3 protein-coding genes are annotated in these 2520 nt (G+C 60.6%); all 3 read left to right on the top strand.

The window, feature by feature from the left end; genetic code table 11:
• Positions 1-484: 484 nt before the first annotated feature.
• Entirely contained in the window at positions 485-991 is a 507-nt protein-coding gene (locus tag EOA27_RS31635; RefSeq protein ID WP_127258129.1) for a ferritin-like domain-containing protein, read from the top strand.
• 114 nt (positions 992-1105) lie between these two features.
• The gene (locus EOA27_RS31630; RefSeq protein ID WP_126080291.1) at positions 1106-1966 is read left to right on the top strand and encodes a Ku protein; all 861 of its coding nucleotides are present in this window, start codon (positions 1106-1108) and stop codon (positions 1964-1966) included.
• Between the two features lie 9 nt (positions 1967-1975).
• Positions 1976-2520 (top strand): DNA polymerase ligase N-terminal domain-containing protein (locus EOA27_RS31625; RefSeq protein WP_281059500.1); only part of this gene is annotated, 545 nt, incomplete at its 3' end.

Below are 2520 nucleotides of genomic sequence, written 5' to 3'. Positions count from 1 at the left end.
CATGTAATAGCGCTCCGGCCGGTAGGTCGGCGCAACGAATTCGCGAATGGCGGCGGCGTAGCCTGTAATGTGGTTCCAGAAGTTCATTTTAACTGTCCCTGTCCCGCTTTCGGATGTCCCGTCCGAATTGTTCGAGAGCATAGCGTCGAGGCGTGAATAGTCGGTGAACGTGATGTTAATTTCTGGTCCGAAACTCGTTGCATCGTGGCCGGATTGCGGCTGATTCGCGGTGTTTCGGTGCCTTTCGTCGCCTTTCCGCGTCGTGTGACTTTTGCATCACATATGTTTCGTTCCGATGTCGCTTGGCCGCGCTTCCGTTTCACCTTCGTCCGACGGCAGGAAATTTCCTTTCTCGGGTCCGGGCGGACAGGAACCTGTCCCGGAAGACGACGTTGATCCGCAAGGGCCGGGATGAACCCGGCCATGTTGACGGCTGTCCGCCGCGCAACTTCCCGACAATGCGAAACATGGAAAGGCAACCGCCATGGGCTTCTTTTCGAAAGACATCAAGACGCTGGACGATCTCTTCATCCACACGCTGCGCGACATCTATTATGCCGAGAAGGAGATCGAAAAATCGCTGCCGAAGATGATCGACAAGGCGACCGATCCGCAATTGAAAGCCGGCTTTGAGAAGCATCTCACGCAGACCAAGGGTCACATCGAGCGGGTCGAGCAGGTGTTCGAGCTGCATGGCGTCAAGGCCAAGACCGTCAACTGCCCGGCCATCGACGGCATCCTCGCGGAGGCCGACGAGGTGAGCGGCGATGTCGACGACAAGGAGGTCCTCGATGCCGCGTTGATCGCCTCGGCGCAGGCCGTCGAGCACTATGAGATAACGCGCTACGGCACGCTGATCGCGTGGGCCAAGCAGCTCGGCCGCAGCGATTGTGCCAATGTGCTGGCCAAGAACCTCAAGGAAGAAGAGGCGACCGACCGCAAGCTCACCGAGATCGCCGAAAGCAAGGTCAACCTGCAGGCGGCCGAGTAGCTGCTGATAAGGCCGGCGCATGGCGTCGGCCTTCCCGTCCCCGGGAACCGAAGCGGCGTTCCGGCCGTTTCGGTTTGTCCGATGTTGCCCCCGATGCTGCAAGGAGTGTTCGTCATGGCGCCGCGCCCCGCCTGGAGCGGTTATCTCAAGCTTTCACTGGTCACCTGCGCCATCCAACTGAGCAACGTCGTCACCCACGCCGAAAAGGTGTCCTTCCACATCCTCAACCGCAAGACCGGCAACAGGGTCCGGCGTGTCTATGTCGACCAGAAAAGCCAAAAACCGCTGGAAGAGGATGAGGAGGTCAGGGGTTTCGAGGTCGGCAAGGACGACTTCATCCGCATCGAGGACGAGGATATCGAGGCGGTGCAGATCGAATCCTCGCACACGCTTGATCTCGACGGCTTTGTCGACAAGGCTTCGATCGATCAGGTCTATCTCGACACGCCCTATTATGTCTCGCCGGCAGACAAGGTTTCGCAGGAGGCCTTCGCCGTCATTCGCGATGCGTTGGCCGAGAAGAAGATGGCCGGCCTCGCGAGCATCGTGCTTTATCAGCGCGAACGCCCGGCGATGATCGAGCCGTTCGGCAAAGGCATGCTGCTGACGACGCTGCGCTACGGAGACACGGTGCGCGAAGCATCCCAGATCTTCGCCGATATCCAGTCCGCGAAGCTGGACGGCGAGATGGTCGGGCTGGCCGAGACTATCATAGACAAGAGGAAAGCGAAGTTCGACCCTGCAAAGTTCAGGGATCGCTACGAGGAATCGCTGCTCGAGCTGGTCCGCTCCAGGAAGGCCGGGAGAAAAGCGCCGAAGGCCAAGGCATCGCCGAAACCGTCCAATGTCGTTAACCTGTTCGACGCGCTGAAGAAGAGCCTCAACGCCGACGACGGCAAAGCCGGCAAGGCATCGTCCAAAGCGCCGGCGAAACGAACGAAGGCCAAGGCCGCGCCGAAGCGCAAGTCCGCATAGGAGCACGCAATGGCGAGCCTCGAACAATATCACGCCAAGCGCGACTTCAAGAAAACCGCCGAGCCGGCCGGTAAGGTAAAGCGCGGCAAGCAGGGCGGCGGCATCTTCGTCGTCCAGAAGCATGCCGCGACGCGGCTTCATTACGATTTCCGCCTGGAGCATGACGGCGTGCTGTGGAGCTGGGCGGTGACGCGCGGCCCGAGCCTCGACCCGCATGAGAAGCGGCTGGCCGTGCATGTCGAGGATCACCCGATCGACTACGCCTCCTTCGAAGGCACCATTCCGAAGGGCCAGTATGGCGGCGGCTCGGTCCTGGTCTGGGACGAAGGCAGATGGGTGCCGGATGGCGATCCCGCTCAGGGCATGAAGAAGGGCCATATCGACTTCGATCTCGAGGGCCACAAGCTCAACGGCCGCTGGCATCTGGTCAGGCTGAGGCCGCGCCCCGGCGAGAAGCGCGACAACTGGCTGCTGATCAAATCCGACGATGCTGCCGCCCGTCCTGGCGAGGACATCCTCGAAGAAGAGCCGAAATCGGTGAAATCGGGCCTCAC

It is taken from the genome of Mesorhizobium sp. M2A.F.Ca.ET.037.01.1.1, from assembly GCF_003998075.1.
Lineage (GTDB): Bacteria > Pseudomonadota > Alphaproteobacteria > Rhizobiales > Rhizobiaceae > Mesorhizobium.
This window is presented reverse-complemented; position numbering and strand designations above follow the sequence as displayed.